Source organism: Piscinibacter defluvii (assembly GCF_004011805.1).
Taxonomy (GTDB): Bacteria; Pseudomonadota; Gammaproteobacteria; order Burkholderiales; family Burkholderiaceae_C; genus Piscinibacter; species Piscinibacter defluvii.
Map to the genome: position 1 here is coordinate 48,494 of NZ_RCHJ01000016.1, position 24,700 is coordinate 73,193.

The following is a 24,700-nucleotide window of genomic DNA, read 5'->3' on the forward strand; positions in this document are numbered from 1 at the left end:
CCGTGAAGCCCCTTGCATGGTTCACGCTGATGCTGTGCGCCGTCGCAGCGCATCGCCTCCTACGCTGGGACGTGCTAGTGGACCAAGACCGCGCCCGGCTCGATCGGCTGTTCGGCGCGAGCCCCAGGCACCGCGACATCGCCGAGGATTTCGCTCGCCTCTCGGTGCTGGGCGACCTGGGATTCGCCGCGGTCTCCGCCATGCTGCTGTAACCGGCGTCCACCCGTTAGGCTGCAATTCGAGCAGCGTGACGAACGCTGCAGACCCGCCATCTGTGCGAGTTGCTTTCTCGCCAGCCGATGCAAGACCCCCGGAATGGCCCCCCTCGCGACCGAAGCGCGCCCGTTAGGGCAGGCGTTCGGCGTAGAGCATGACGAACCCCTCGCCCTTGATTCGCACGGAGCGCCTCCCAGCCGGTGCCGGCGGTGGCCGCCTCCCGACGCGTCGGTGCCCGCCCGGCGTTCGAACGTCGTTCGCGGCGGGGATCGGACCGAAGCCGCGACCGTCGAGGGACTCGGCCTGCCGCTGGCTGATGTCCTCTGCCGTGCTTGTCCACCCCATCGACGCACTCCCCGGTACAGGCCTCGTCAGAGCTGGCTGGGCGCAGCAAGTTCCGGCAGCGTTCAGGGGTAGGGTGGGCAGATCAGTAGGGGCTCAGCGGTGGCAACCGCTCGAGGTCGTCGTCAGCGCCTGGCTCGCGCTCGAAGCAGCAGCAGACCTTGCCGGCGCCGCCCTGACCCGGGAGGCAATTCGGACAGGCGCAGGCGACGCTGTAGGTGCCCGGGAAGCGCATGCTCGGCGCCATGTCGACCCAGTGGCAGCACTCGCAGCGCCGGGCGTGGTCGCGCAGGTAGGGCGAGGTGATCAGGGGCAGGCCGGCCATGCGCCGAGTCTTGCAGGCAGGTGGCTCATAGAGTGAGACACCGGGCCATCCTCGATCAAGCTACAGAGTGGCACAGCGGAGAACGTCGTCCCAGCTTCAACTGTCGCTGCGCCTGCGGCGCAAGGTCTGACGATCGCGCAACTGACTGAGCCGTCGAGTCCCCGGGGCAGCGCCCTGGCCGACGCTGGGCAGGCGCCAGCGGTGTCGCCCGGGCAAGACGGCGCAAGCGCGCCTCCGGATTCACCGCGGCAGACTGGGGGCACGGCGGGGGGAATCACCAGTCCTTGATCTAGTGGAAACCAAGCAACGGCCTGCATTTCCGCTGAACATTCATCCGACTCCGACTCCGCCACACACAAGTTGTGCAGATCGAGACGGGCCCCGCGGGGCCCGTCGCTGTTTCTGCCATCCCCTGGATCAGGCCAAGCGCCAAGGGCGCGAGGGCGGTCGCGTATACGGCCGATTGTCCGCACAGTTGCCATCGTCCGCACAGTTGCCATCGTCCGCACAGTTGCCATCGTCCGCACAGTTGCCATCCACATGAGTTTACATAATATACATCGTAGCGCATTTTGATCAGGTACCGAAGCCGTTGCCAGCCGCGCTCGGCACACGAACGGCCGTCGGCTCGATGCCGAACATGCGCTTGTGCGTTCGGGCCAGGTGCGCGGAATCGGCGAACCCCGCCTCGTGGGCCGCCTGGGTCCAGGTGGCGCCGGCCGCCGCAGACTCGATGGCGACGTTGATGCGCTGCCACAGCACGTAGGCGCGGAACGAGCATCCGGTCTGCAGGGCGAACAAGTGGCGGAAGCGGCTGGCGGACAGCGTGGCCGCATCGGCCGCGGCGTCGAGGGTGATCGGCTCGCGGATGTGCGTGCGGATGTACACGAGCGCGCGCGCCAGGCGGGTGTCGATCGAACGGTCGACTTCCGTCGTTGCCCCGGACAGCCTCGCCAGCACCTGCGCCGCGATGTCGGCCATGGTCTCTCGCTGCGGCGTGGCTGCGAGGGCTTCGAACAGGCTGTGCGCTGCGGCGCGGCCATCTGCCACGGGAAGCGCAGCGACGGCGTCCGCGCCGAAGCGTTGCGTCAGCGCTCGTCCAGCACGGCTCTCCGGCTCCACGAACAGGTGCGCCATTGGCTGGGCAACGGTGTCGAACTGATGGGGCCGGTGGCTCGGCACGAAGGCCGCGTCGAAGGCCTGCCAGGCCCCGCTGGCGTCCGTCCTGAAGCGAACCTGGCCGGTCGGAACCACCACGATCTGATGGGCGTGGTGATCGTGCCATTCGGTGCGCCCCTGTCCGCGCCCGATCCAGAGGCTGCCGCCCGGCCAGAAGTAGATGCGCCCGGTCGAGGCGTTGGTGCGCGACATCCACCCTGCCGGGCCACCCGCCTCGGCTGCCTTGCCGCCGCGCGGCTTCGTCACCGCGGCGCCCCCTGCAAGTCAGCCGTTTCGTTCAAGTCCGTGCGCGCCCGGCTCCACAGAATCCCGTCCATCCCGAGTGCTTGTTTGTGGAGTCGCACGATGAACCTTTCCCTTCGATTCGCCCGGCGCATCCGCCCCTTCGTCCAGTACGAGCTCGACGCCGCCACGCGCCACGAGTCCCGCGGCGAGTTCGCCTCGGCCTTTGTCCGCCTCGAGCGTGCCCATGTGCTCGGCCAGGCATCGACCGTCGAGCACGTGCGCGTGCACTGGGCGATGTTCTGCTGGGCCCTTCGGCAGCAGGTGACGGTCGAAGCCATCGGTCAGGCGTGGCGCATGGTCGGCGCCTTCACGAAGACCTGGCTCTGGGTGCCGCTCGGCAACACCGGCGGCAGCAACGTCAGCGGCTTCGAGCCGATGCCGATCGCGCCGGACCTGCAGCGCCTCATCGACCTGGCGCGTCGCTAGCCCCGACCCGCCATCGCCCCGCCGCTGCGGCCGCCCGCCCTTCCCTTCGCCCATTCAACGGACCTGCACCCATGTTCCCTCGCATCCCCATGGCGGTTGTCGCCGCCCTCGCCTCCACCCTTCTGGCCGCGGCCTGCGCCACCCCTCAAGACCTCGACCTGACTCTGCAGCACGCCAGCACGCAAGGCAAGTTCATGGTCGGCCTGCAGCCGCCGGCCACCGGACCGGCCGTCAACCGGATGCAGGCCTGGCTGCTGCGCGTGACGGCACCCGACGGCACGCCGGTGTCGCACGCGTCGGTCAGCGTCGACGGCGGCATGCCGCAACACGGGCACGGCCTGCCGACCCGACCGCGAGTGACGCGCGAACTCGGCCCCGGGGTCTACGCCCTCGAAGGCATGAAGTTCAGCATGACCGGCTGGTGGGACCTGCGGCTGAACATCGCGGCGGACGGCGTGGCCGACACCGCGGTGTTCAACATCGTCCTCACCGACTCCGGCCTGCAGCGCCCGGTCGCGCCATGAGGCCGCGTCTGCGTGCTGCGGCGGGCGCAGCGCTCGCGCTGGCGGCCGGCGTGCTGGGCCTGGTGGCAGCGGCCTGGTCGGGGCCAGCCGACATGCCTCGCCACGACGCCTGGACCGCGGCCGAGAAGGCCACCCTCGCGTCGATGCAGCTGTCGCGCCTGGCCGAGCTGCCGGCCGCCCCCTCGAACGCGGTCGAGGCGCGCGCCGAGGCCGTCGCGCTGGGCCGACGCCTGTTTTCGGACACTCGGCTGTCGGGCAACGGCCAGGTGGCCTGTGCCACCTGCCATGACCCGCAACGCGAGTTCCAGGATGGCCGGCCGGTGGGCCAGGGCGTGGCGACGGGGCGCCGGCGCACGATGCCGATTGCCGCCGCGGGCCACGGACCGTGGCTGTTCTGGGACGGACGCAAGGACAGCCTGTGGTCGCAGGCGCTCGGTCCGCTGGAGGACGCGGCCGAGCACGGCGCGAACCGCGTCCAGCTGGTGCGCCTGCTCGGCACCCATTACCGGGCCGAGTACGAGGCACTGTTCGGCCCCTTCCCTTCGCTGCAGGACCTGCCCGTGCGCGCCAGCCCGCTGGGCAGCCGCGCCGAACGCGAGGCCTGGGCGGCCATGCCGCCGGCGCAGCGCGAGTCCGTCAACCGCGCGTTCGCGAACCTGGGCAAGGCGATCGCGGCCTACGAACGAACCGTTCGCTACGAGGAGTCCCGCTTCGACCGCTACGTCGCCGCGGTGCTGCGGGGCGACGCCGCCGGGCAGCAGGTGCTGTCGGCGCAGGAAGTGGCCGGACTGCGCGTCTTCATCGGCCCCGGTCAGTGCGCTACCTGTCACAACGGGCCGCTGCTGACGGACCAGCACTTCCACAACACCGGTGTGCCGCTGCGCGAACCGTCGCGCCCGGACCGTGGTCGCACCCAGGCGGTGGCCGCGGTCCTGGCCGACGAGTTCAACTGCCGCGGAATCTACAGCGACGATCCGCGCGCGTCCTGCGCGGAACTGGACTTCCTCGCGACGGACGACCCGGCGATGGAGGGCGCGTTCAAGACGCCCAGCCTGCGACACCTTGCCGGTCGGGCGCCCTACATGCATGCCGGGCAGTTCGGCACGCTCGAGGAGGTCGTGGCGCACTATCGCCGCGCACCGCCGGCGGCGACGGGGCGATCGGAGCTGCTGCAGAGCGGCAGCGCCCACGGCGTGCGGATCCCGATCCGCCTGGCGGACGCCCAGGCACGCGACCTGGTCGCCTTCCTCCGGTCCCTCGGCCCGGTGCCGGCGCCGTAGCATCGGGCGTGGCCGGGATGCGGCACGTCAGTCGTCGCGCACCAGCCGGTCCACCGCACGCCGGGCCAGCGGCGTCACCAGAAGCACCGCCGGGAACGCCAGCGGCCACGCGGTGAGCCAGGCGCCGGCCCAGGACAGTGCGAAGCCCGCGCCGACGCCCACCGCTCGCACCGTGGCGATGCCCGAGACGAGCAGCGACATCAGCCCGGACAGCAGCAGCCCGAACAGGACGGGGCCGAATCTGCGTGGGAACATGGTCGGGCCTCCCGGCTCAGATCGGTGTGGCCACCGGCGTGCCGGCGGGCGCCGCGACGGACACGCGCAGCAGGCTTTCGGCGAAGTGGCGGCCGAACATCCGCGCGGTCTTGAGGTCGCCCGGCACGAAGGCGTCGGCCGGGGCCGAATGTCCGGCCTGCGCCATCAGGCCCGACCAGGAGCCCAGCCGGTTGGCCGCCTCGTCGTAGGGCACGCCGCCGTGCTGTTCGGGCAGGATCGGGTTGCCGACCCAGAGCAAGCCGTGCTGCATGCTGAACACGAACATCGAGAACAGCGTCGACTGCTTGTCGCCCGACGGCAGCGACGACACCGTGAAGCCGGCAGCGAGCCGGCCCTTGAGGCGCTGGGTGCGCCACAGCCGTCCGGTGGCGTCCATGAAGCCCTTGAACGGCGCGGAGACGCCGCCGAGATAGGTCGGCGAGCCCAGGATGAAACCGTCGTAGGCGAGCAGGTCGTCGGGGGTACCGGCGATGGTCTCGGCGCGGACCAGGGCGACCTCGACGCCGGTGACGCTGCGCGCACCCTGGCAGACGTGCCGGGCGATGAACTCGGTATGCCCGTGGGCACTGTGGTAGACGATGGCGATCTTCTTCATGGTGTGGTTTCCAGGGTGGTGGGGCTGATGGCCGGTTCGGTGCGCTCAGCCGCGAAGTGCGGCCAGCGCCGACGCGGCAAGGTAGAGGCCGAGGCCGAACACGGCGTGGTTGGCGGCGCTGCGCAGACGGTTCATCCAGGGCGCGGGCGTCTTCGACGCGGCGACGCCCGCCCCCATCGCCGGCTGCATCACCAGCCAGGGTGCCGCCAGCGTGGCCAGGCCGAACGCCAGCGCGGGTGCCGGCGTCGGCCGCTGCAGCCAGTCGGCACCGGCCAGAGCCGCCAGCAGCGCCGCATAGGCGATGCCGATGGCGTAGTGCGTGGCCCAGCCCAGCGCCAGCTCCGCCCGCACCGGCGCGGCTGCGGCCATGCTGGCGTGCACGAAGCGCCCGTGGCTCATGTGGCCGACCCAGCGGCCGATGAGTGCGAAGCTGGACGAAGGCACCCCCAGCCGGGCCAGGGCCAGCAGCCAGAGGTCCATGAAGGCAGTGGCGCCGATGCCGACGGGCACGGCCAGGAGGGGAACGTCGGACGGGTGCATGGGGGGCCTCGAAGGGTTGACTCGATGGGGAGTCAGGGCCACTATAGAAGTTGAAGTCAACTTCAAGTCAAGGGCCCATGGACATTTCCGAAGTGGCCCGGCGTTCCGGCGTGGCGGCCTCGGCACTGCGCTACTACGAACGCAAGGGGCTCATCCGCTCGCTCGTGCGCGAGGGCGCGCGGCGCAAGTTCGCGCCGGCGGTGCTCGATCAGCTGGCGCTCATCGCGCTCGGCCAGGCGGCCGGCTTCTCGCTCGACGAGATCGGCGCCATGTTCACGCCCGGCGGCGCACCGAGCATCGACCGGACACTGCTCGCGGCCAAGGCCGACGAACTCGACCGCACCGTCAGGCGGCTGCAGGCGATGAGCGAAGGATTGCGGCACGCGGCCGCCTGCCCGGCGCCCAGCCATGCCGAATGTCCGTCCTTCCAGCGCCTGCTGAAGGCGGCAGCCAACGGTGCACTCGAGCCCCGTGGCCCACGCCGCGTGCCGCGGCGTGCGCAGCGCTGAGGGAGTTGCGCGCCTGTGGCCCGACGGGCCGGCGCGTCAGTGCCGCGCGGTGCGCGGCGGTGGGTGTCAGCGAATGATGTCGCTGATGTCGCCGAGCGACCCCGGCAGTGATGTGGCGAACTCCTCCGCCTCGACCGGCTTCTCGTCGGCGGTGGTGCCCGGCGTCGGCTTGTCCAGCGGACGGCAGATGCGGCTGGCGAGCCGGTTCAGGCGGTCGGAGCGCTCGACCTGCGCCAGCACGGCCGACGGATCGAGCAAGAGCGCAAACGGATTGTTCGCGAGTTGAGCGGTTTGCATCGGCGACCTCCCTGAGGCACTGGGATGGCTCGCAATCTACGCACCGGGGACCGGCACGGACAGTCGATGCAGCGCCAATCGGCGTGTCGGAAACGCGCTGACAAAACGCGAATCGCGTGACGGAGTTGGCAGCGCTCAGCGCACCGCCCGCTGCAAGGTGTCGGCAAGCTGGGCGCGGCCAGCCAGGCGCGCGAAATCGGCCGCGCTCAGGTCACGTTCGTTGCGGCGCGACGTGTCCGCCCCCTTGGCCAGCAGCAGGCGCACCGACTCCTCGCTGCCGTAGCGCGCGGCCATCATCAGCGGCGTCGAGCCGTTCGGCGACACCGCCTCGACCTCGGCCCCGCGCGCCAGCAGCAGCTCGACGATGCGCGGGTTTGGGCCCGTGGCGGCGTAGTGCAAGGGCGACCAGCCGGGCTGGTTGACCCGGGCGCCGCGCTGCAGCAGCTTCTCGCACCAGTCGAGCTGGCCCTTGATGGCGGCCAGCATCAGGGCGCTCTCGCCCGCCTTGTTGAGCTGGTTCACATCCAGCCCGGGCGTCTCGACCAGCGCCGCGAAGGCACGCGCCGAATCGCGCTGGATGGCCACGTTGGCCGCCGGCTCACCCTGGGGATCGACGCTGTTCGCATCGAACCCCTGGGCGATGAGCGACTTGACCGTGCCCGGATCGTCCCGGATCAGTGCCACGAAGAAGTCATCGTAGGTGCCGGCATGGGCAGACGAAAAGCAAATCACAGCAAAGAGATAGAAGGCTTTCTTCATGTGATGGATTGCTTGTCTCGGTCAATCGATTGCGTCGCGACGGGTTGTGTTCGGGCAAACAGCCGTTCGAAGTTCCGGCTGGTCGCCTCGGCCACCTCGGCCACCTCCAGGCCCTTGAGCGCAGCGAGCTGCTTGGCCACGAAGGGCACCCGTGCCGGCGTGTTGATCTTGCCGCGAAACGGGACCGGCGCCAGGTACGGGCTGTCGGTCTCGATCAGGCAGCGTTCGAGCGGCACGAAGCGGGCCACCTCCTGCAGCTCGACCGCATTGCGGAAGGTGAGGATGCCGGAGAAGGAGACGTAGAAGCCCAGGTCCAGCGCGGCGCGTGCCACGGCCAGGGTCTCGGTGAAGCAGTGGAACACCCCACCCGCCTGCGCCCCGCCCTGCTCGCGCAGGATCGCCAGGGTGTCGTCGGAGGCGCTGCGGGTGTGGATGACGAGCGGCAGCCCGGTGGCCCGGGCGGCGTCGATGTGCACGCGGAAGCGCTCGCGCTGCCAGGCCATGTCGGCGACGCTGCGGCCGTTGAGGCGGTAGTAGTCGAGCCCTGTCTCCCCGATCGCGACCACCTTGTCGCGCGCGGCCCGCTCGCACAGGTCGCCCGGGGTCGGTTCGGCGATGCCTTCGTTGTCCGGGTGCACGCCGACCGTGCACCAGAAGTTGTCGTGCGCGACGGCCATCGCGTGCACCGTGTCGAACTCCTCGAGCGTGGTGCAGATGCACAGGGCGCGGTCCACACCGGCGGCAGCCATCTCGGCGCGGATGTCGGCGAGCTGGCCGGCCAGTTCCGGAAAGCTCAGATGGCAGTGGGAATCGACGTACATGGGTCGCGCAGGGAAGGAGCCGGCAAGCCGCGCCAGCGCCGGCGGCGCCGGCTCAGATCGTCTGGGTCGGCTTGGCCGAGGAGATGGACGTGCCGAGGATCTCCTCGATCTTCAGCTTCAGCACGCGGGTCTTCTCGTCGGTCGGGAAACGCACGCCGACACCCTGGGTGCGGCCGCCCGAGGCATTGGCCGGGGTGATCCAGCCGACCTTGCCGGCCACCGGGTAGCGCTGCGGGTCGTCGGGCAGCGACAACAGCAGGTAGATGTCTTCGCCGAGCTTGTAGTCGCGGGTGGTGGGAACGAACAGACCGCCGTCGGAGAACACCGGCATGTAGGCGGCGTACAGCGCACCCTTCTCGCGGAACACCAGCTGGATGACGCTCGGCCGGGCGCTGGCCGCCGATGGGGCGGCGCCGGACAGGGGGGGGCGACCAGAGGCCTCGCTCATGGGCCGGAGTTTAGCGAACGGCCGCGCCGGCCGCGCGCGGAACAGCCCGGCGTCCGCATGCCATCTCACCCTGCGTGACGAGTGCCTCGATTGCCAGGCCGGCGTTGAGCGGGTGCTCGGCATGGCGCGCCGCGCGCCGCAGCGCCGCCGACCAGCCAAGCAGCCCGTCGAGCGACGCCCCGCGCGGCAGCGACGCCGCGGGGAAGTAGCGCGGTGTACCGCCCAGTGCACTCACGCTCAGGTCGTGGCAGAGCTTCTGCAGCGCGTCGATCGCGCGCGGCAGCGGCCAGCCGGCGAGCACGGCCGCGTCGCCCTGGGCGAGCGCCTGGGGCAGGCGTGTCCACGTGGCCGCGTCCAGACCGGCGCGTGCGGCCTCGAGGGCTTCGAGCGGCTGCCCGCCGCAGGCGGCCAGCAGCACCTCGGCCCCCGCGACACCCTGCGCCGCCAGCCAGGCCACGGCCTGCTCGGCGGGTGGCAGCGGCAGCGCCATCGCCTGGCAGCGGCTGCGGATGGTCGGCAGCAGCGCCTCCGGCGTTGCGCAGGCCAGCACGAAGCGGGCCGCGCCGGCCGGCTCCTCGAGCGTCTTCAGCAGTGCGTTGGCGGCGACGGCGTTCATGCGCTCGGCCGGGTGCAGCACGACCACCTTGCCATGCCCGCGCGCCGGCGTCGTCTGGGCGAAGCCGACGGCGCCGCGCACCGCATCGACCTTGATTTCCTTGCTCGGCTGACGCTTCTTGTCGCCGGCGGCGGCCTCGGCGCCCTCGCCGTTCGCATCCTCGGTGCTCCAGCCGAGCGCGGCCTGCAATGCCTCGGGCAGCAGCACGCGCAGATCGGGGTGCGAACGCGCCTGCACCAGGCGGCAGCTGGCGCAACGTCCGCAGGGCCGCGCCGCGGAGGCGTCCTCGCAGAGCCAGGCCTGTGCCAGCGTCAACGCCAGCGGCCACTGCCCGACGCCCGTGGGCCCATGCAGCAGCACCGCGTGCCCACGTTGCGTCTGCAGCGCCTGGGTCAGCCAGGGGCCGAGCCAGGGCAGCGGGAGCACGCCGTCCGGGCCTACCATCCGCGCGCCTCGAGGGTGGCCTCGATCTGTGCCCAGACCTGCTCGCGCGGCCGATCGGACTCGATGCGCACGATGCGCTGCGGCGCGGCGGCCTGGCGCGCCGCGTAGCCGGCGCGCACGCGCTCGAAGAAGGCCAGGTCCTCGCGCTCGAAGCGATCTGCCGCACGCGCCGCAGCCCGGCGCCGTGCGGCCTCCTCGGCCGGCAGGTCGAGCCACAGGGTCAGGTCGGGCTGCAGCGCGCCGTGCACCCAGGCCTCGAGCTGGGCCAGCACCGCCGCGTCGAAGCCGCGCCCGCCGCCCTGGTAGGCGAAGGTCGCGTCGGTGAAACGGTCGCAGACCACGGTTTCGCCGCGTGCCAGGGCCGGCTCGATCAGCGTCACGACATGGTCGCGGCGCGCAGCGAACACCAGCAGCGCCTCGGTCAGCGCGTCCATCGGGTCGCTCAGCACCCGCTCGCGCAGGCGCTCGGCCAGCGGGGTGCCTCCGGGCTCGCGGGTGCAGTGCACCGTCGTGCCATCCGCGCGCAGCCGCTGCGCCAGCGCATCGAGGTGGGTGGACTTGCCGGCCCCGTCGATGCCTTCGAAGGTGATGAAGCGACCCGCGCGGCCCGGGCCCATCAGCGGTTGCGCTGGTACTTGTTCACCGCCCGATTATGCTCGGCGAGGGTGTCGCTGAATTCGCTGGTGCCGTCGCCGCGCGCCACGAAGTACAGCGCCTTGCCCGGGTCCGGCCGCACCGCCGCCAGCAGTGCCGCCTTGCCCGGCATGGCGATCGGGGTCGGCGGCAGGCCGGGGCGCAGGTAGGTGTTGTACGGGCCGTCGGTCTGCAGGTCGCGCTTGCGCAGATTGCCGTCGAAGCTCTCGCCCAGGCCGTAGATCACTGTCGGGTCGGTCTGCAGCGGCATGCCGATGCGCAGGCGGTTGATGAACACCTGCGCGACGCGCCCGCGCTCGGCCGCTGCGCCGGTCTCCTTCTCGATGATCGAGGCCAGGATCAGCGCCTCCTCGGCGCTCTTCAGCGGCGTGTCCGGTGTGCGCTGCGCCCAGGCGGCGTCCAGGCGCTGCTGCATCGCGCGCCAGGCGCGCCGCAGCACCGCCAGGTCGGGGCTGCCCTTGCTGTAGGCATAGGTGTCGGGATGGAAGCGGCCCTCGGGCGCGACGCCCGGCTGGCCGAGCGCGGCCATCACCTCGGCATCGCTCATGCCGGCGGTGGTCGGCTTCAAGGCGTCAGCACGGGCAAGTTCGGCGCGGAACTGGCGGAAGGTCCAGCCTTCGATCAGGCGCACGGTGGCGAGCGTCTCGTCGCCGCGCACCATCTTCTCCAGCAGGGCGCGCGGCGTCGTGCCGGCCGTGATCTCGTAGCTGCCGGCGCGGATGCGCCGAGCCTGGCCGGACCAGCGGAACCATTCGTACAGCAGCAGCGGCGAGGCCTGCACGCCTGCGGCCACCCAGCCCTGCGCGATGTCGCGCGGCGAGGTGCCGGGCTCGATGGAGAGCTCGGCGCTCTCGCCCGCCAGTGGCAGCGGCTGCTGCAGCCACCACCACGCCGCACCGGCGGCCGCCCCGGCCAGCAGCACCACGAGCAGCAGCAGCCGAAACAACCACTTCATCGGCGGCGGCGCGGCGGCTCGGGCACGGCAGGAAACATGGGCGCTGATGATAATGGCCGCATGCACACGACCTCCTTGCCCTTCGACGGCGCGGTGCGCCTGCCGCGCTGGGGCGTGATCCGCGCGCGCGGTGCCGATGCCGCAACCTTCCTGCACGGGCAGCTGACCAGCGACGTCGCCCAGCTCGGGCCCTCGCAGGCCCGCCTGGCCGGCTTCTGCTCGGCCAAGGGCCGCCTGCAGGCCAGCTTCGTGATCTGGCGCCCCGGCCCGGACGACGTGCTGCTCGCCTGCCATGCCGGCGTGCTGCCGGCGACGCTGAAGCGGCTGTCGATGTTCGTGCTGCGTGCCAAATGCAAGCTCGACGACGCGAGCGCCGAGTGGCCGCTGCACGGCCTCGCCGGCCCCGCCGCGGCCGGCCTGCTCGGCGACACCCCGCCGTGGCAAGGCCGCACATCCGGCGGCGCGACGCTGATCCGGCTGCCCGACGTCGACGGCCTGCCGCGGGCGCTGGCGGCCGGGCCGCTCGACACGTCCGCCCTGCCCGCGCTCGACGAAGCCGCGTGGCGCTGGCTGGAGGTGCTGTCGGGTGTGCCGCTCATCGAGCCGGCCACGGTGGACCAGTTTGTTCCGCAGATGATCAATCTCGAACTGCTCGGAGGCGTCGACTTCAGGAAGGGCTGCTACCCCGGCCAGGAGGTCGTCGCGCGCAGCCAGTACCGCGGCACGCTCAAGCGCCGCACCTTCCTGTTCGACGTCGACGCCGGCGCGCAGGCCGGACAGGAGTTGTTCCACAGCGCCGATCCCGGCCAGCCGGCCGGCCTGGTGGCCAATGCCGCGCCGCGCCCGGACGGCGGCAGCTCGGTGCTGGCGGAGGTCAAGCTTGTGGCGCTCGACGCCGGCAGCCTGCACCTGGGCGCGCCCGACGGCCCGCTGCTGCGCCGCCGTGCCCTGCCCTACGCCGTCCCGATCGACGCCGCCCAGCCCGCCTGAGCCGCGTCAGACGGCACGGAAAGACTTCACGCCCTGCCGACGACCCAGCGGCATGCGCGAGCTGTTCATCTACTATCGATCGCCTGCGGACCGCGAGGCCGAGGTGGTCGAGCGGGTCCGAAACTTCCAGGCGCGGCTGTGTCGTCGGCACCCGCAACTCGTGGCCCGGCTGCTGCGCCGGCCCGAACTGCGCGACGGCCGGCTCACCTGGATGGAGACCTACGCCCTTCCCACCATGCACAGCCCCGACGGCATCAGCGCCGAACTGCAGCAGGACATCGAAGCCGAGGCCACCAGCCTGGCCGACTGCATCGAGGGCGCCCGCCACACCGAGGTGTTCACCGCATGTGCCTGGTAGCCCTGGCCATCGACCTGGACCGGCGCTTTCCGCTGGTCATTGCCGCCAACCGCGACGAGTTCTTCGACCGGGCCGCCGCGCGCCTGGCCTGGTGGAACCCTGCACCCGACCTGCCCGCCATCCTCGGCGGTCGCGACCTCGAAGCCGGCGGCACCTGGCTCGGCCTGACCGCCGCCGGCCGGCTCGGCCTGCTCACCAACGTGCGCAACCCGCAGCGCCACGACGCCGACGCCCCTTCGCGCGGCCGCATCGTGCCCGAGTGGCTGGCCGCGCGCGAGCCGGTCGACCGGTTCTGGATGCGTACTGCGCTGGCCGGCTACAACGGCTTCAACCTGATCGCCGCGGACTTCCGCCTCGGCGAGTGTTACTGGGCCAGCAACGACGGCTCGCATCCGCAGCGGCTCGAGCGCGGCCTGTACGGCCTGTCCAACGCCGGGCTCGACACGCCCTGGCCGAAGGTGGAGACAATCAAGGCCCAGCTCGGCGAGGCGCTGGCCGAGGCCGACACGGTGGACAAGCTGGCGCGCGAACTGTTCGACGCGCTGGCCGACCGTGAACTGCCGCCGGACGACGAACTGCCGGACACCGGCGTCGGTCTGGAGCGCGAACGGCAGCTCGCTCCGGTCTTCATCCGCACGCCCGACGGACGTTACGGCACGCGCTGCTCGACGCTCGTCATCACCGAACGGGCCGGCCGCCACAACGTCACGCATGTGCTGGAACGCACCCATTCGCCGCATGGCGGCGTGGCGCTGCTGCGTCGCACCACGCTGAACCACTGGCCGCCGCGCTACGCCGCCGGCGAGCCGGTGCAGCCGGCGCAGGCCGGGGCGGTGTCGGAATCGGAGATCGACACCGCCGCTGCGCCGCCGCGCCGAACCCGCGTGCGCAGCCTGCTGCGGCCGGACGCACGCCGCCGTCGCGGCAGCACGACGCACCCCTGAGCCGCAGCGGCCGCTACAACGAGCGCACCATCTCGATGTGCGGGATGCCGGCCTCCTCGAACATCGGCCCGCGCGGGCTGAAGCCGGCACGCGTGTAGAAGCTCGCGGCGCTGGCCTGTGCATGCAGCAGCACCTCGCGCTCGCCGCGCGCCCTGGCCTGCGCCATCAGCGCCTCCAGCACGGCGCGGCCCACGCCGCTGCCGCGCACCGCCTGGCTCACCGCCATGCGGCCGATCTTGGCCACGCCGGGCACGTGCGACAGCAGCCGGCCGGTGCCCACGGCATGGCCGATGCGGTTGTAGGCCACCGCGTGCACCGCACCGGCATCGGCCACGTCCCACTCCAGTTCGGCCGGGATCTTCTGCTCGTCCACGAATACCGCAGTGCGGATCGCCTGCGCGTCGCGGCCCAGCTCGCGCCAGTCGCCGACGCGCACGTCCACCATCGGGCGGCCCGCCTCGAAGCCGTTGAGCACCTCGCGCAGCGGCTGCGGCACCGGCACCGCGGTCTGGGTGGCCGGATCGGCGAACACGTAGACCAGCTCGCCGCCGACCAGCGCCTCGTCGGCACGAAACACGCCGCCGCGGAACAGGATCGAGCTGTTGCCGATGCGCTCGCAGCGCAGCCCCACGTCGATCTGGTCGTCGTAGCGCGCCGAGCCGTGGTACTCGAGCGTGGCCTTGCGCACGTACAGGTCGCCGCCCAGCGCGTGCATGGTCTGCTCGTATGGCAGCGCCAGCGCGCGCCAGTAGGCTGCGATGGCCGTGTCCAGGTACATCAGGTAGTGCGCGTTGAAGACGATCTTCTGCGCGTCGATCTCGGCCCAGCGCACACGCAGGCGCTCGAAGAAGCGGAACTCGCTGCGGTTCATGGCTCGAAGGCCCTCCTCAATGCCGCGCCGGCGAAGGCGTGGGCGGCGCGGGCCTCCTCGAGCACCCGGCCCATCTTGATGAAATCGTGCGTGACACCGCGCACCAGGTCCAGTTCGACCGGCACGCCGGCGGCGCGCAGCCGGTCGGCATAGGCCAGGCCCTCGTCGACCAGCGGGTCGCATTCGGCCAGGATCACGGCGGCCGGCGCCACGCCGTCCAGCTCGGGTGCCTCGAGCGGCGCGAAGCGCCAGTCGTGCCGCTGCGAGCGGTCGATGTAGTGGTCGAAGAACCACTCGATCGTCACCGCGTCGAGCAGGAAGCCGTTGGCGTACAGGCGATGCGAGGCGCTGTCGGCGTGCGCCGCGGTGCCCGGCGTGATCAGCAGCTGCGCGCGCAGCGGCAGGCCGGCATCGCGTGCCAGCAGCGCGCCGACGGCGGCCAGCGTGCCGCCGGCGCTGTCGCCGCCGATCGCCAAGCGCGTCGGTTCCACGCCCGCCAACCCGCCTTGCGCCAGCCAGCGCAACGCGGCCCAGGTGTCCTCCACCGCTGCGGGGAAGCGGTGCTCGGGCGCGAGGCGGTAGTCGATCGACAGCACGCCCGCAGCGCTGTGCAGCGCGAGCTGCCGGCACAGGCTGTCGTGCGTGGCGAGCCCGCCGATCGTGAATCCGCCGCCGTGCAGGTAGAGCAGCGTGCCGCGCGGCGCCGCGCTGGGCAGGTAGTGGCGCGCGGCGAGCGGCGTGCCGTCCGCACCCGGCAGCTCGAGCCGGTCGACGCGGTGCAGCGGCGCGCGCGGCAGGTCCAGCACCTCGGCGCCCAGCTCGTAGGCGGTGCGCGCCTGCTCGACCGTGAGCGCGTGGAACGGCGGCCGCTTCGCGCGCCGGATGCGCTCGAGCACGCCGGCCATGCGCGGGGTCAGCAGGTGGACGTGCGGGTTCATCGGGGCGCGCAGTCTGCCACAGCCTCACTACACTGCGCCGACATGGCCCTGATCCTCTACCTCACGCAGATCCAGCTCGACTTCGGCGCGGTGCGCCTGCTGCCGCAGGAGTGCGCACGTGTCGGCATCAAGCGTCCGCTGGTCGTCAGCGATGCCGGCATCAAGGCGGCCGGCGTGCTCGCGCAGGCGCTGCAGCCGCTCGCACAGCTGCCTTATGCGGTGTTCGACCAGACCCCGTCCAACCCGACCGAGGCGGCCGTGCGCGCGGCCACCGAGCTGTTCAAGGGTCACCGCTGCGACGGCCTGGTGGCCGTGGGCGGCGGCTCGAGCATCGACCTGGCCAAGGGCGTGGCGATCGCCGCCACCCACGACGGCCCGCTGGCCACCTACGCCACCATCGAGGGCGGCAGTGCGAAGATCACCGAGCGTGTGGCGCCGCTGATCGCCGTGCCCACCACCGCGGGCACCGGCAGCGAGGTGGCACGCGGCGCGATCGTGATCGTCGACGACGGCCGCAAGCTCGGCTTCCACAGCTGGCACCTGCTGCCGAAGGCGGCGATCTGCGACCCCGAGCTGACGCTGGGCCTGCCGCCGCTGCTGACCGCCGCCACCGGCATGGACGCGATCGCGCATTGCATGGAGACCTTCATGGCGCCGGCCGTCAACCCGCCGGCCGACGGCATCGCGCTCGACGGCCTGGAGCGCGGCTGGGCGCACCTCGAGGCCGCCGTGCGCGACGGCGCGAACCGCGAGGCGCGCTGGCACATGATGAGCGCGAGCATGCAGGGTGCGATGGCCTTCCAGAAGGGCCTGGGCTGCGTGCACAGCCTCAGCCACAGCCTGGGCGGCGTGAACCCCAAGCTGCACCACGGCACGCTGAACGCGCTGTTCCTGCCGGCGGTGCTGCGCTTCAACGCCAGCGCCGGGTCGATCATCAAGGAACGCCGCCTGGCACGCCTGGCGCATGCGATGGGGCTGCCGGGCTGCGACGACGCCGGCGACACGATCGCCGAGGCGATCCGGGCGAAGAACGCCGCGCTCGGGCTGCCGGGCGGCCTGGCCGCACTGGGCGTCACGCCGGACCTGTTCGAACGTGTCATCGACGGCGCGATGGCCGACCATTGCCACAAGACCAACCCGCGCCTGGCCACGCGCGAGGACTACCGCGCGATGCTCGAAGCCTCGATGTGACCCGGGCCCGCCAGTCGCTGCGCTCCTGCCCCGCGGGCCACGTAGAGGCCCGCTCTCGCGGCCCTCGGGCGCCGTCCGGCTAGGGGAGGCCCGGCGCCGGACACGCTAGAAGATCGAATCGCGGTCGATGCCGGCGCGGATCATGCGCCGCTTCAGCTTGAGCAGCGCCTCCTGCTGGATCTGGCGGATGCGCTCGCGCGTCAGGCCCAGGCGCTCGGCCAGCACCTCGAGCGTCTCGGGCTCGCGGTCGCGCAGGCCGTAGCGGCCGGCGAGCACCTCGCGCTCGCGTTCGTTCAGCTCGTCCAGGCCGTTCTCGAGCAGGCGCTCGACCTCGTTGGACAGCGTCAGGCTCATCGGATCGGACGAGCCGTCGTCGGCCACCGTGTCGAGCACCGACTCCGACGAGTTGTCCGACGGGTGCCGCTCCAGCGGCGCATCCAGCGAGGTCGGCTGCTCGGCGAAGCGCAGCAGCTCGTTGACCTCGCGCACCGGGCGGCCGACGGCCGCCGCCACGTCTTCCACCCGCACCGTGCGTTCGCCGTCGAGGCCGTCGTTGCCCTGCGACTCCAGCGCGCGGCGCGCCTTGAGCACCTGGTTCAGCTCGCGCACCACGTGCACCGGCAGGCGCACCAGACGGGCCTGGTGCATGATGGCGCGTTCGATGTTCTGGCGGATCCACCACGAGGCATAGGTCGAGAAGCGGAAGCCGCGCTCCGGCTCGAACTTGCCGATCGCATGCATCAGCCCGAGGTTGCCTTCCTCGATTAGGTCGGTCATCGGCAGGCCGCGGCCGATGTAGTTCTTCGCGATGCTGACGACGAGCCGCAGGTTGTGCTCGATCATCGCCTGGCGCGCCTCGAAGTCGCCCTGGCGGGCACGCATCGCGGTGTCGTACTCCTGCTGCGGCGTCAGCAGCGGCGCACGGCGGATCTCCCGCAGGTAGGTCTGCAGCGTGTTGCCCACCTCGCCGTCGCCGGCGGCCAGTTCGATAGGCCGCCCGTCGGCGGGCACGGCATCGGCCTCGCCGGCCGGCTCCTCGAGCGGCACCGGCTCGCTGTCGGACTCCAGCGAGGCCGACAGCGCACCGTTGATCAGCGGGCCGGCCCCCGGGCCAACCGGACTCCCGTCGAGCGATGTGCGCTTCCTGGGCATGGTCCGGTTCCCCGCCGCATCGTCACCGCGCTGGCAACAGCTTAGCCGGATCGACCGGCTTGCCCTGCTTGCGGATCTCGAAGTGCAGCATCACGCGCTCGGCATCGCTCGAGCCCATCTCGGCGATCTTCTGCCCGCGCCGCACGGACTGGTCTTCCTTGACCAGCAGCGCCTGGTTGTGCGCGTAGGCGGTGAGGTAGGTGGCGTTGTGCTTGAGGATCACGAGATTGCCGTAGCCACGCAGGCCGGAGCCGGCGTACACGACCCGGCCGTCGGCCGCGGCGAGCACCGGGTCGCCGGCCTTGCCCGCGATCGCCAGTCCCTTGCTCTTGCCTTCTTCGAAGCTGCCGATCACCGAGCCGACAGCGGGCCACTGCCAGGACAGGTCGTCGTCACCCTCGCGCACCGCAACCGGTGCCGCGCTCACCGCCGGCGCGGGCGTCGCCGCCGGTGCCGGCGCGCCACTGGCGGCCACCGGCGCAGGCTTGGCGTCGAGCGGGCGCGTCTCGGCACGCGCGGTCGACACCGGGCGCGTGGAGGCGCCGGCATCGCTGCCGGGCGGCACGACCCGCAGTACCTGGCCGACCTCGACCACGTTCGGGTTGTCGAGGTTGTTCCACTTGACCAGATCCTTCCAGTTCTGGCCGGTCTCCAGCCCGATGCGGATCATCGTGTCGCCGGGCTTGACGGTGTAGTAACCCGGCTTGCCCGCGTTCTCGGCGCCGGGCAGCACCTTGCCGGACTCGCCGGCGGGCAGCGCCGTCGCCGTGCCGGGCACCGGCACCGCGGTCGGCGTGGCGTTCACGACCGGCGCGCGGGCGGGCGAGCGGTCTTCCACCGGCGCGTAGTTACGGGTCGAGCCACAAGCGCCGAGCGTCAGCAGCACGGCCACCAGCATGCCGGCCGCGCCGACGCGGCGCAGGGGGGTTCGATTCAGCATGCCTTCTTCAGTCATGGATCATCCGGAGCGTCCGGATTTTAGGGGGACGAATTTGACCGCCTCGTGCACCTGATGCACGTAGCCGTCGGCGCGGCGATCGACCACCACCAGCACCTGGTCGCGCTGGCCGGGCCGCGCCAGCGGCGCCACCAGGCGGCCGCCGACGGCGAGCTGGTCGAGCCAGGCCTGCGGCAAGGCCTCGCCTCCGGCCGCGGCGATGATGCTGTCGTACGGCGCGTTCGGCGCATGTCCCTGCATGCCGTCACCATACACCAGCCGCACGCGGTCGAGCCGCAACGGGCCCAGCAGTTCGCGGGCCTTGTCGTGCAGCGCGCGCAGCCGCTCGATCGAAACCACACGGCGCGCCTGCTGCGCCAGCAGCGCGGCCTGGTAGCCGCAGCCGGTGCCGATCTCGAGCACGCTGCCGAGCTGGCCGAGCGTGCGCGCATTGGCCCCGGCATGCAGCAGCTCGAGCATGCGCGCCACCACGGAGGGCTTGGAAATCGTCTGCCCGTGGCCGATCGGCAGGCTGGTGTCCTCGTAGGCCTGCGTCACCAACGCCGCGTCGACGAAGGCATGGCGCGGCACGGCCGCGAAGGCCTCGAGCACGGCGGCGCTGGCGACACCGTCGCGGCGCAGGCGCGCCACCATGCGCGCGCGCACGTCGGCGGAATCGAGTCCCAGGCCGGCGGGCGCGCTGCGCCGTGCCGCATCGGCATGCGCCTGCTGCACCGGCGCCTGCGGGCGCAGCACCGGCGCCGCGTGGGGCCGCGCCGGCCCGACCTTGTCCAGCCGCAGCGGAAAGCGCGGCGTGCGGCCGTCGCCGCCGCTCATGCCGAGGCCTTGCCGAGCCAGGACTGCCAGGCAGGCAGCAGCGCGTGGTCCGTCAGGTCCACCTGCAGCGGCGTGATCGACACCTCGCCGCGTGCCGTGGCGTGGAAGTCGGTGCCCTCGCCCGCCTCGCGCGCGTCGCCGGCGGGGCCGATCCAGTAGATCGTGTCGCCGCGCGGGTTGGTCTGGCGGATCACCGGCTCGCTCGCGTGGCGCCGGCCGAGCCGGGTGACGCGGCGCGGCAGCGCCGTTGCATCCGCCCGGTTGGGGATGTTGACGTTCAGCAGCCAGGCCGCGCCCGGGGGCGGATCGCGCAGCACCTGCTCGATGACCGAACGGGCCACGCCGGCCGCGGCATCGAGGTGGGCCCAGCCCTTCTCGACCTGCGAGAAGGCGATCGACGGCACGCCGAACAGGTAGCCTTCCATCGCCGCGGCGACGGTGCCGGAATACAGCGTGTCGTCGCCCATGTTGGCGCCGTTGTTGATGCCCGAGACGACCAGGTCCGGCCGGTGCCCGAGCAGCCCGGTCAGCGCGACGTGCACGCAGTCCGACGGCGTGCCGGTGACGTAGCGGAAGCTCGCCACCCGGTCGCCGTGCGGGTGGCGCGCCGGATAGACCGAAAGCGGCCGGTTCAGCGTCAGCGAGTTCGAGGTGCCGCTGGCGTTCTGCTCCGGGGCCACCACGTCGATCTGGCCAAGGCCTTCGCAGGCCTGGATCAGCGCGGCGATGCCGGGCGCGAGGTAACCGTCGTCGTTGGCGATCAGGATGCGCATGACCTGCATTGTAGGGAGCGGCTGCACCGCGTCGCGCAGGCGACGCGGCGCCGGGGTCGCGCTGCGTATCATCGCGCGCTGCCCGACCCGAGGAGCGCGCGATGCATGCCTGGCTGTGCGAGAACCCGACCGGCCCCGAGTCGGTCACCTGGAAGGAACTGCCGACGCCCGAGCCGCGCGACGGCGAGGTGCGCGTGGCCATCAAGGCCGCGAGCCTGAACTTTCCCGATCTGCTGATCGTGCAGAACCGCTACCAGCTCAAGCCGCCGCTGCCCTTCGTGCCGGGCTCGGAGTTCGCCGGTGTGGTCGAGGCGGTGGGCGCCGGCGTGTCGCACCTGAAGCCGGGCGACGCGGTCGCGGCGTTCTCCGGCACCGGCGGCTTCGCCACCCAGGCCTGCGTGAGCGCGGCGGCCACGCTGCCGCTGCCCGCGGGGGTGGCGTTCGACGATGCCGCGGCCTTCGTGCTGACCTACGGCACCACGCACCATGCCCTGCTCGACCGTGGTGCCTTGCGTGCCGGCGAAACGCTGCTGGTGCTGGGCGCGGCCGGCGGCGTGGGCACCGCGGCGGTGCAGATCGGCAAGGCGGTCGGCGCCACCGTCATCGCGGCGGCCTCGAGCGACGAGAAATGTGCGCTGTGCCGTTCGATCGGCGCCGACGCCACCATCGACTACAGCCGCGAGAACCTGCGCGAGCGACTGAAGGAACTGACCGGTGGCCGCGGGCCCGACGTGGTCTACGACCCGGTCGGTGGCGACCTGGCCGAGCCGGTATTCCGCTCCATCGCCTGGCGCGGCCGCTACCTGGTGATCGGCTTCGCGCAGGGCGCGATTCCCAGCCTGCCGCTGAACCTGCCGCTGCTGAAGGGGGCCTCGCTGGTGGGGGTGTTCTGGGGCGACTACGCCCGCCGCGAGCCGCAGGCCAACGCGCGCGCGCTGGGCGAACTGCTGCGGTGGTACCGCGAGGGCAAGGTGAAGCCGGTGATCGGACAGCGCTTGCCGATGACCGAACTGCCGCAGGCCTACACGCTGATGGGCAGCCGCCGGGTGCTCGGCAAGCTCGTGCTTGTCAATGCGTAACCCGTTCCGATGGGGGACGGTTTCCGTGACGGAGTGCGCTAACATGCAACGACAAATTCCTGTGGGTCGGCAAGGTCGGGCGCATGGCGGTCAAGGTACTCATCGTCGAAGACAACCCGGTGGCGCGCAGCTTCCTGTGCCGCGTCGTGCGCGAGAGCTTCAGCGACGCGATCGCCATCACCGAGGCGGGTGATCTCGAGTCCGCGCGCCGGCACATCGGTCCGCTGAACCCGCAGCGCGAGCCGGTCGACCCGTTCAAGCTGATCCTGGTCGATCTCGAGCTGCCCGACGGCAACGGCATGGAGCTGCTCGGCGAGCTGGTCAAGTACCCGGCCACCAAGATCGTCACCACGCTGTACTCCGACGACGACCACCTCTTCCCGGCCCTGCAGTGCGGTGCCGACGGCTACCTGCTCAAGGAAGACCGCTTCGAGGTGCTGGTCGAGGAGCTGCAGAAGATCGTGCGCGGACAGCCGCCGCTCTCGCCGGCCATCGCGCGGCGCCTGCTGACCCATTTCCGCCAGGGCGGCACCGACTCCGGCCCGATGCCGCTGAACTCCGGCTTCCAGAGCAGCCGCCCGGTGCCGATGGGCCGCGGCGCGCCGCTCGACCACGAGCGCCTCACGCCGCGCGAGAGCGAGGTGCTCACCTACCTGAGCAAGGGCTTCACGATCAAGGAGATCGCGAACCTCATGGGCATCAAGTGGTTCACCGTGAACGACCACATCAAGTCCATCTACAAGAAGCTCAACGTCTCGAGCCGCGCCGAGGCGGCGGTGCTGGCGAGCAAGCAGGGATTGGTCTGAGGCTGTCCCGGCCGCCGTGGCAATCGATGCCGGTTCCTCCCGCTCCCCATCGTCTGCCGGCGGGGTGACCGGTCCCAACAGCAGCCTGGGCGGCGGCGACTCCCTTCTCGAATCGACCTTCGGCGAGCGGCTCGGCCTGTCCGCCGGCGTGTCGACGCGCTGGATGGGCTGGCGGCTGCGCATGCTGGTGGTCTCGGCGCTGATCGGCTGCGTCGGGCTGTTCCTGCTGACGCGCGAGATGGCCTCGGTGCCGACCGTCGATGCGCAATGGCGCGCGGACGCGGCCGGCCGCATCGCGCTGGCGCGCAGCAACGACCCGCTGCTCGCGCCGCTGACCGGGCAGGTGCTCACCGGGCTGCGCGCCGGAACGCGCGAGGTGAGCCTGCCCGACGCGCTGCCGCTGCAGCGCTCGGCGCGCTGGCTGATCGACGACGGCGAGCGCACGCGGCTGCAGGGCCTGCACCGCCAGATCGACGCCGCGTTCGCCGAGCCGGCCGTGCGCTTCGTCTTCGCCGACGGCCGCGGCGTCGAACTGCACCCGATGCCGCGCGGTTTCGCCGGCCTGCCGGTCACCTACTGGGTGCTTTGCGCGGTGGCGCTGCTGCTGCACCTGGTGGCGATGGTGGTGCTGATGGCCAAGCCGAACGGGCGCAACCTGCTCTACGCGCTGATGTCGCTCGCCCAGGCCGGCAACCTGGTGTTCATCGCCGTCGAGTCGACGCTCGACCTGCGCCTGCCCGGGCTCTTCGCGCGCTTCGACATGCCGCTGCGCGTGGCCTTCGACCTGTTCACGGCGGCGGCGATCGTCAACGCGGCGTGTTTCCATCCGCGCCGGCTGCCCGGCGCCGGCGCCATGGCGCTGGCCGCCTGGATCATCGCTGCCCTGCTGGCGCTGCTGGTGGGCAGCGGCTCGATCGAGCGCGGCTGGTGGTGGACGCAGCTGGCCATCGTCGCCTACGGGCTGATGATGGTCTCGCTGATGAGCTGGTCCTACCAGGTCGAGCCGCACCCCTTCGCCACGGTGCTGCGGCGCTTCGGCATCGTCACCATCGGCACCTGGCTGCTGCTGACCTTCTCGCTCGCCGCCGCGGTGCGCAACCCCGGCGTGCACCAGAACATCGCCTCGATCGGATCGATGATCTGGTACGTCTTCTTCGCCTCGCTGCTGCTGCTGGTGCCCTTCCTGTCGCGCTCGCAGCAGATCATGCGCGAGTTCTCGCTGCTGGCGGCGGTCAGCACCGTGGCCACCTCGCTGGACCTGCTGTTCGTCGCGGTGTTCTCGCTCGGGCAGTTCGCCTCGCTGACGCTGTCGCTGTTCGTCTCGCTGGCGGTCTATTCCGGCGCGCGCCAGTGGATCCTCGACCAGCTGCTGGGCTCGAGCATGCTGACCACGGAGCGCATGTTCGAGCAGCTCTACCGCATCGCGCGCGAGGTCGAGGCGCATCCGGAGCGCACCGCGACGCTGCTGTCGCAGCTGCTGCGCGAGCTGTTCGAGCCGATGGAGGTGGTGCTGGTGGAGCGCTCCACCGCGCAGACGCGTGTGTCGGGCGACGGCTCGACGCTGATGATCCCGGTGCCGCGCCTGTCGGACAGCGAATCGCCCGGCGGCTCGATCGTGATCCGCTTCGCGCAGCGCGGGCGGCGCCTGTTCACCTCGGAGGACGTGCGCCTGACCGAGCGCATCGTCGAGCAGCTGCGCCGCGCGGTGGCCTTCGACAAGGCGGTCGAACAGGGCCGCAGCGAGGAACGCGCCCGCCTCGCGCAGGACCTGCACGACGACATCGGCGCCCGGCTGCTGACGCTGATGTACAAGGCCCAGTCGCCCGAGATGGAGGAGTATGTCCGCCACACGCTACAGGACCTGAAGACGCTCACTCGCGGCCTGGCGGCGCCCAACCACCGCCTGTCGCACGCCGCGGCCGAGTGGAAGGCCGACCTGACGCAGCGCCTGACGGCCGCGCATGTCGAGCTCGGCTGGTCCTTCGAGTTCGACCAGGACATCCTGCTGACCGTGGTGCAGTGGTCGGCGCTGACGCGCGTGCTGCGCGAGCTGGTGAGCAACGCCATCGCGCACGCGCACGCGACCCGGGTCGACGTGGCCTTCGAGCTGCACCATGACCGGCTCGACCTGCACGTCACCGACAACGGCACCGGCCGCAACCCGCGCGCGTGGTCGCACGGCCTCGGCCTGGGCGGGGTGCGCAAGCGCGTCAAGCAGCTCGGCGGCGAGGTCGAGTGGCGCGAGGTGTCGCCGCAGGGCATCGGCTGCCGGGTGACGATCCGCGACCTGTCCGCCCGCGGCTGAGCCGCTCCGTCCCGCAGGGCTTGCGCGA

General features: G+C 71.7%; 30 protein-coding genes. 12 read left to right on the forward strand and 18 right to left on the reverse strand.

The features are described 5' to 3' along the window. Positions 1-2 precede the first annotated feature (2 nt). The gene (locus tag D9C15_RS23700) at positions 3-212 is read left to right on the forward strand and encodes a hypothetical protein (protein WP_128000944.1); all 210 of its coding nucleotides are present in this window, start codon (positions 3-5) and stop codon (positions 210-212) included. Positions 213-643: 431 nt separating this feature from the next. On the opposite strand, the gene D9C15_RS23705 is transcribed toward D9C15_RS23700, so the two are convergent. Together D9C15_RS23705 and D9C15_RS23710 are read right to left on the reverse strand one after the other, a co-directional pair. Beyond that, on the reverse strand, positions 644-883 hold the full coding sequence (locus tag D9C15_RS23705) for a hypothetical protein (RefSeq protein ID WP_128000945.1): 240 nt from the start codon (positions 881-883) through the stop codon (positions 644-646). A gap of 576 nt (positions 884-1,459) precedes the next feature. After that, positions 1,460-2,308, reverse strand: a complete 849-nt coding sequence (locus D9C15_RS23710) for an AraC family transcriptional regulator (RefSeq protein ID WP_128000946.1) — start codon at positions 2,306-2,308, stop codon at positions 1,460-1,462. Between the two features lie 99 nt (positions 2,309-2,407). Here D9C15_RS23710 and D9C15_RS23715 point away from each other — a divergent pair, with 99 nt between their 5' ends. The 3 genes from D9C15_RS23715 to D9C15_RS23725 all read left to right on the forward strand — a co-directional run bounded on the left by D9C15_RS23715 (position 2,408) and on the right by D9C15_RS23725 (position 4,577). Beyond that, positions 2,408-2,773: a DUF3703 domain-containing protein gene (locus D9C15_RS23715; RefSeq protein WP_128000947.1), complete on the forward strand. Its 366-nt coding sequence runs from the start codon at positions 2,408-2,410 to the stop codon at positions 2,771-2,773. A gap of 71 nt (positions 2,774-2,844) precedes the next feature. Continuing rightward, a complete protein-coding gene (locus tag D9C15_RS23720; RefSeq protein ID WP_128000948.1) occupies positions 2,845-3,297 on the forward strand; it encodes a FixH family protein in 453 nt (150 codons plus the stop codon). After that, positions 3,294-4,577 carry a cytochrome-c peroxidase gene (locus tag D9C15_RS23725; RefSeq protein WP_128000949.1) on the forward strand — a complete coding sequence of 428 codons (1,284 nt, stop codon included), beginning with the start codon at positions 3,294-3,296 and terminating at the stop codon, positions 4,575-4,577. The genes D9C15_RS23720 and D9C15_RS23725 overlap by 4 nt, the downstream gene beginning before the upstream one ends. Positions 4,578-4,604: 27 nt before the next feature. Here the strand turns inward: D9C15_RS23725 and D9C15_RS23730 are convergent, their stop codons facing one another. From D9C15_RS23730 to D9C15_RS23740, 3 genes are read right to left on the reverse strand one after another with little or no spacing between them, the layout of a single operon-like run. Next, the gene (locus D9C15_RS23730; RefSeq protein ID WP_128000950.1) at positions 4,605-4,832 is read right to left on the reverse strand and encodes a DUF2798 domain-containing protein; all 228 of its coding nucleotides are present in this window, start codon (positions 4,830-4,832) and stop codon (positions 4,605-4,607) included. 16 nt (positions 4,833-4,848) lie between these two features. Beyond that, a complete protein-coding gene (locus tag D9C15_RS23735; protein ID WP_128000951.1) occupies positions 4,849-5,448 on the reverse strand; it encodes a flavodoxin family protein in 600 nt (199 codons plus the stop codon). A gap of 45 nt (positions 5,449-5,493) precedes the next feature. Continuing rightward, complete coding sequence (locus D9C15_RS23740; RefSeq protein ID WP_128000952.1) at positions 5,494-5,988, reverse strand: DUF2938 family protein; 495 nt, start codon at positions 5,986-5,988, stop codon at positions 5,494-5,496. Between the two features lie 77 nt (positions 5,989-6,065). Between D9C15_RS23740 and D9C15_RS23745 the strand changes: the two genes are divergently transcribed. Further along, positions 6,066-6,497 carry a helix-turn-helix domain-containing protein gene (locus D9C15_RS23745; protein ID WP_128000953.1) on the forward strand — a complete coding sequence of 144 codons (432 nt, stop codon included), beginning with the start codon at positions 6,066-6,068 and terminating at the stop codon, positions 6,495-6,497. 66 nt (positions 6,498-6,563) lie between these two features. On the opposite strand, the gene D9C15_RS23750 is transcribed toward D9C15_RS23745, so the two are convergent. The 7 genes from D9C15_RS23750 to mltG all read right to left on the reverse strand — a co-directional run bounded on the left by D9C15_RS23750 (position 6,564) and on the right by mltG (position 11,491). Beyond that, complete coding sequence (locus tag D9C15_RS23750) at positions 6,564-6,794, reverse strand: hypothetical protein (RefSeq protein ID WP_128000954.1); 231 nt, start codon at positions 6,792-6,794, stop codon at positions 6,564-6,566. A gap of 135 nt (positions 6,795-6,929) precedes the next feature. Then, positions 6,930-7,478 (reverse strand): ankyrin repeat domain-containing protein, encoded by a 549-nt coding sequence (locus tag D9C15_RS23755; RefSeq protein ID WP_240668566.1) that lies wholly within the window; start codon positions 7,476-7,478, stop codon positions 6,930-6,932. Between the two features lie 71 nt (positions 7,479-7,549). Beyond that, positions 7,550-8,374, reverse strand: a complete 825-nt coding sequence (locus D9C15_RS23760) for a TatD family hydrolase (RefSeq protein WP_128000956.1) — start codon at positions 8,372-8,374, stop codon at positions 7,550-7,552. 52 nt (positions 8,375-8,426) lie between these two features. Beyond that, positions 8,427-8,822, reverse strand: a complete 396-nt coding sequence (locus tag D9C15_RS23765) for a PilZ domain-containing protein (RefSeq protein WP_128000957.1) — start codon at positions 8,820-8,822, stop codon at positions 8,427-8,429. A gap of 10 nt (positions 8,823-8,832) precedes the next feature. Further along, a complete protein-coding gene (holB, locus tag D9C15_RS23770) occupies positions 8,833-9,882 on the reverse strand; it encodes a DNA polymerase III subunit delta' (RefSeq protein ID WP_128000958.1) in 1,050 nt (349 codons plus the stop codon). Next, positions 9,876-10,499 carry a dTMP kinase gene (tmk, locus tag D9C15_RS23775; protein WP_128000959.1) on the reverse strand — a complete coding sequence of 208 codons (624 nt, stop codon included), beginning with the start codon at positions 10,497-10,499 and terminating at the stop codon, positions 9,876-9,878. The genes holB and tmk overlap by 7 nt, the downstream gene beginning before the upstream one ends. Beyond that, positions 10,499-11,491 carry an endolytic transglycosylase MltG gene (gene mltG, locus D9C15_RS23780; RefSeq protein ID WP_128000960.1) on the reverse strand — a complete coding sequence of 331 codons (993 nt, stop codon included), beginning with the start codon at positions 11,489-11,491 and terminating at the stop codon, positions 10,499-10,501. The genes tmk and mltG overlap by 1 nt, the downstream gene beginning before the upstream one ends. Before the next feature lie 60 nt (positions 11,492-11,551). On the opposite strand from mltG, the gene ygfZ reads away from it, so the two are divergent. The 3 genes from ygfZ to D9C15_RS23795 are packed head-to-tail and all read left to right on the forward strand — an operon-like array spanning position 11,552 to position 13,783. Beyond that, complete coding sequence (gene ygfZ / locus D9C15_RS23785; RefSeq protein ID WP_128000961.1) at positions 11,552-12,481, forward strand: CAF17-like 4Fe-4S cluster assembly/insertion protein YgfZ; 930 nt, start codon at positions 11,552-11,554, stop codon at positions 12,479-12,481. A 52-nt stretch (positions 12,482-12,533) separates the two neighbouring features. Further along, complete coding sequence (locus D9C15_RS23790) at positions 12,534-12,839, forward strand: DUF4936 family protein (RefSeq protein ID WP_128000962.1); 306 nt, start codon at positions 12,534-12,536, stop codon at positions 12,837-12,839. After that, positions 12,827-13,783 (forward strand): NRDE family protein, encoded by a 957-nt coding sequence (locus D9C15_RS23795; protein ID WP_128000963.1) that lies wholly within the window; start codon positions 12,827-12,829, stop codon positions 13,781-13,783. The genes D9C15_RS23790 and D9C15_RS23795 overlap by 13 nt, the downstream gene beginning before the upstream one ends. Positions 13,784-13,796: 13 nt before the next feature. Here D9C15_RS23795 and D9C15_RS23800 read toward each other — a convergent pair whose 3' ends face one another. Together D9C15_RS23800 and D9C15_RS23805 are read right to left on the reverse strand one after the other, a co-directional pair. Beyond that, entirely contained in the window at positions 13,797-14,654 is an 858-nt protein-coding gene (locus tag D9C15_RS23800; RefSeq protein WP_128000964.1) for a YbgC/FadM family acyl-CoA thioesterase, read from the reverse strand. After that, positions 14,651-15,559, reverse strand: coding sequence for an alpha/beta hydrolase (locus D9C15_RS23805; protein WP_128001103.1), 909 nt, complete (start codon positions 15,557-15,559; stop codon positions 14,651-14,653). Before D9C15_RS23805 ends, D9C15_RS23800 begins: the two co-directional genes overlap by 4 nt. Before the next feature lie 75 nt (positions 15,560-15,634). Between D9C15_RS23805 and gbd the strand changes: the two genes are divergently transcribed. Continuing rightward, a complete protein-coding gene (gbd, locus tag D9C15_RS23810) occupies positions 15,635-16,783 on the forward strand; it encodes a 4-hydroxybutyrate dehydrogenase (RefSeq protein ID WP_128000965.1) in 1,149 nt (382 codons plus the stop codon). A 105-nt stretch (positions 16,784-16,888) separates the two neighbouring features. Here gbd and rpoS read toward each other — a convergent pair whose 3' ends face one another. Genes rpoS through surE form a run of 4 tightly spaced genes read right to left on the reverse strand, consistent with a single transcriptional unit; the run spans position 16,889 to position 20,482 of the window. After that, positions 16,889-17,935: an RNA polymerase sigma factor RpoS gene (gene rpoS / locus D9C15_RS23815; RefSeq protein ID WP_128000966.1), complete on the reverse strand. Its 1,047-nt coding sequence runs from the start codon at positions 17,933-17,935 to the stop codon at positions 16,889-16,891. Positions 17,936-17,957: 22 nt separating this feature from the next. After that, positions 17,958-18,875: a peptidoglycan DD-metalloendopeptidase family protein gene (locus D9C15_RS23820; RefSeq protein WP_240668567.1), complete on the reverse strand. Its 918-nt coding sequence runs from the start codon at positions 18,873-18,875 to the stop codon at positions 17,958-17,960. A gap of 18 nt (positions 18,876-18,893) precedes the next feature. Beyond that, positions 18,894-19,709 (reverse strand): protein-L-isoaspartate(D-aspartate) O-methyltransferase, encoded by an 816-nt coding sequence (locus tag D9C15_RS23825; RefSeq protein WP_128000967.1) that lies wholly within the window; start codon positions 19,707-19,709, stop codon positions 18,894-18,896. Continuing rightward, positions 19,706-20,482, reverse strand: a complete 777-nt coding sequence (gene surE, locus D9C15_RS23830; RefSeq protein WP_128000968.1) for a 5'/3'-nucleotidase SurE — start codon at positions 20,480-20,482, stop codon at positions 19,706-19,708. The genes D9C15_RS23825 and surE overlap by 4 nt, the downstream gene beginning before the upstream one ends. Positions 20,483-20,583: 101 nt before the next feature. Between surE and D9C15_RS23835 the strand changes: the two genes are divergently transcribed. From D9C15_RS23835 to D9C15_RS23845, 3 genes are all read left to right on the forward strand, one after another. Next, positions 20,584-21,561 carry an NADPH:quinone oxidoreductase family protein gene (locus D9C15_RS23835; RefSeq protein WP_128000969.1) on the forward strand — a complete coding sequence of 326 codons (978 nt, stop codon included), beginning with the start codon at positions 20,584-20,586 and terminating at the stop codon, positions 21,559-21,561. A gap of 83 nt (positions 21,562-21,644) precedes the next feature. Beyond that, positions 21,645-22,367: a LuxR C-terminal-related transcriptional regulator gene (locus D9C15_RS23840; RefSeq protein ID WP_128000970.1), complete on the forward strand. Its 723-nt coding sequence runs from the start codon at positions 21,645-21,647 to the stop codon at positions 22,365-22,367. Positions 22,368-22,431: 64 nt separating this feature from the next. Continuing rightward, positions 22,432-24,672 carry a sensor histidine kinase gene (locus D9C15_RS23845; RefSeq protein WP_128000971.1) on the forward strand — a complete coding sequence of 747 codons (2,241 nt, stop codon included), beginning with the start codon at positions 22,432-22,434 and terminating at the stop codon, positions 24,670-24,672. Positions 24,673-24,700 lie beyond the last annotated feature (28 nt).